This window comes from bacterium (assembly GCA_040757115.1).
Lineage (GTDB): Bacteria > UBA9089 > CG2-30-40-21 > CG2-30-40-21 > SBAY01 > JBFLXS01.
The window spans coordinates 1-2,757 of record JBFLYA010000369.1 but is presented as its reverse complement, the minus strand read 5'-3'; the positions used below and the strand labels follow the sequence as shown (position 1 = coordinate 2,757).

The window sequence follows — 2,757 nt, the reverse complement described above, 5'->3', positions numbered from 1 at the left end:
AAAATTTTAGGAGGTGTTTGAAAGATGTTTAAAGTAAAAAAAGTATTAGGGTTTTTAGTGGTTTTAAGTATGGTGATTGGGGGAGGTACAGTGTTACAAGCTATGGGTGGGGAACCAGCTAAAGAAAAAAGTCAAGTGAAAGAAACTACACTAGAGGAACAAGGAAAGAATGAAAGTAAAATAGTAGATAGACAAAAGGCATTAGAAAAAAGACGAGCAGAAATAAGAGAAAAATTAAGAGAAGAATGTAGGATGGAAGGAGTATCAAAAGAAAAAATAGAAAAAGAGGTCGAGTTCAGATTAGGGTTAATAGAGGATAAAGTAGATTTACTCGAAATCCCTAAAATAATTAAAGAGATAAAGACAAAAATGAAGGAGGAAACTTTATATCCTCTGACTCATGAAGATATGAGTATTACTTATGTAGGACTCTCAAGAGATCCGAAAGCAATACCAGTATTAATTGAAGTGTTAAAAAATTATAAAACTACTGGAGCTCGAAGTGCAGAGGCTCGAAGAGACTCTGCTGAAGCATTAGGACAAATAGGAAACAAATCAGCTATTCCTTCTTTAATAGAAGCATTAGAAGATAAGGATATATTAGTCTGTTCCACTGTAGCTAAAGTATTAGTTGCTCTTGGAGAGAAGACAAAGTCATTACCTGTGTTAATTAGTCTTGCTAAAGGAGAGAATATGGATAAGTGGAGTATCGATTTATCAGGATATGGAGATTTTACAAGTGATGAATTAAAAAAAGTTATAGATAAGACTAAAAAAACAATACGGTATAAAGCCTTACGGGATCTTGGGGAAATTGGTAATGAAAAAGCCATATCAGTTATAAAGGAGTTAAGTAAAGACGAAGACCAAAATATCCAGTATATAGCCAATAGGATATTGAAAAGATTAGGAATTGAAGGGAGTAAAAAATGAAAAGGATACATTTTATATTTATAACTTTCTCTGTTTGTCTAATGATTGCTACAACTGTATTATCTTTTAATCGAAATGAGGTGTCTACTTATGGAAATACTTATTGGGGACCAGACGAAGATGATTATAATGTTTGGGGCTATAATAATCCTGATTTAGATAATCCTAACCATGATCCAAATTCCTACTATAAAAATTATAATGATTCAGGTGGAGATTGTGCCAATTTTGTTTCCCAATGTTTAATTGAAGGTGGTCTTGATTTAACTGCTGGTCCTGGATGCTATGGGAAAAGACATATTAATAATCAGTGGATAGATGCTACTATTCCTTATTGTGATAATTTACATCAACACCTGGTTAATAATCAATATGTTGAATACAGTTTTATAAGGGACAGTGGTTCACCACCTGATAACTTAACCACTGGTGATGTAATTATCTTTGGAAATTCTAATGATACATATAGTCATGCAGTGATAGTAAGTGGAGGAAGTGGGAATAACATAATTCTAAATGCTCATAATAAAAATCGATACCATAAATCTTTAAGCTGGTATTTTCCTGATCCTTTTCCAATAGCTCATTTTTATCATATCCCAGACGCCCGTGTAACTTCGACTACTCCAGAGAATGAAGCTACAGGTGTAGGAATAGATACAAATATTGTAATAAACTTCAGTAAGCCAATGAATACCACTTCTGTTGAGAACGCTTTTCGTATCTATCCTGATATTCAAGGAGAGTTTAGTTGGAGTAATAATAATAGGACTTTTACTTTTAATCCATCACAGGATTTTGATGCTGAGAATTATACCGTTACCATTTTAGGAACAGCAGAAGATAGTGATGGAAATACTCTGGATGGCGATGAGGATGGACAAGAAGATGAAAGTCCTGAAGATGATTATAGATTGACTTTTGAAGTTAAAGAAAATTTTATTGTCTCTATTTACCCCGCCTGGGAGAATTTTACAGAGCCATACGAATCACATACACACTACATCACCATCACAAATAATACCAACGAGTCTAAAATAGCTAACATAACAATGATTCTTATTAAGGCATCAAAGTGTCTGAGTATAACTGAATATCCTGCTTCTACCTTAGAGATACCAGCTAAAGGAGAAGATTCTACCTGTTTTGTGGTTACTTCAGGTGAAGAACTTATTCCTGATGATAATCTTATCCATTATATTATTGTTGATATAGAAGGTGTAGAAAGTTCTGCTATCCAGTATGCCAATGGTCAGAATATTGTCACTGACCATCCGGATGAATCCTATGATATTTCAGACCCACGGTACCCAACACCGGCAAAGATAGATTCTGAGGCAGAGGTTGGGGTGTATTTGAATGGATTTGTAGATGGTGTAGCACATCTTTTAGGACGGTTTAAAGAGCCGGTCTGGTTTATCGATCGTGACCTTGAACCGTTACCATCCTCCATCGAGGAAAATTCCAAATCACAAATTCCAAATTACAAACAAATTCCAAAATCCAAATTCCAAATGTCAAATCAAATCCAAATGCCCAATGCTGCGAATGAAAGGCTAAAGCCTGGACTCCAAAAGTCACTTCCTCTTTCATCCCTCGTCCCTCCTCTTCCGTCCTTCATCCCTCATCCCTCGTCCATCATCCCTCGCAAGTTATCCGACTTCAAGGTGCTGGTCATTCCGAGCTATGGATTAAGCGGTGTAGATACCTCTGAAATATTGGAATGGAGGTTACGGAAATATGTTGAGGAAGGTGGGGTGGTAGTATGTTTTACACAGAAATATGGTGATGAATTTGAGTTTTTACCCGGGACGGTTACAGGCT

Annotated in this window: 2 protein-coding genes; both read left to right on the top strand. The window is 35.7% G+C overall.

The genetic code is table 11. The features are described 5' to 3' along the window. Positions 1-24: 24 nt before the first annotated feature. A complete protein-coding gene (locus AB1422_18750; GenBank protein MEW6621340.1) occupies positions 25-933 on the top strand; it encodes a HEAT repeat domain-containing protein in 909 nt (302 codons plus the stop codon). Then, positions 930-2,757: amidase domain-containing protein (locus AB1422_18745; GenBank protein MEW6621339.1), on the top strand; the 1,828-nt coding region annotated here is incomplete at its 3' end. The genes AB1422_18750 and AB1422_18745, both read left to right, overlap by 4 nt.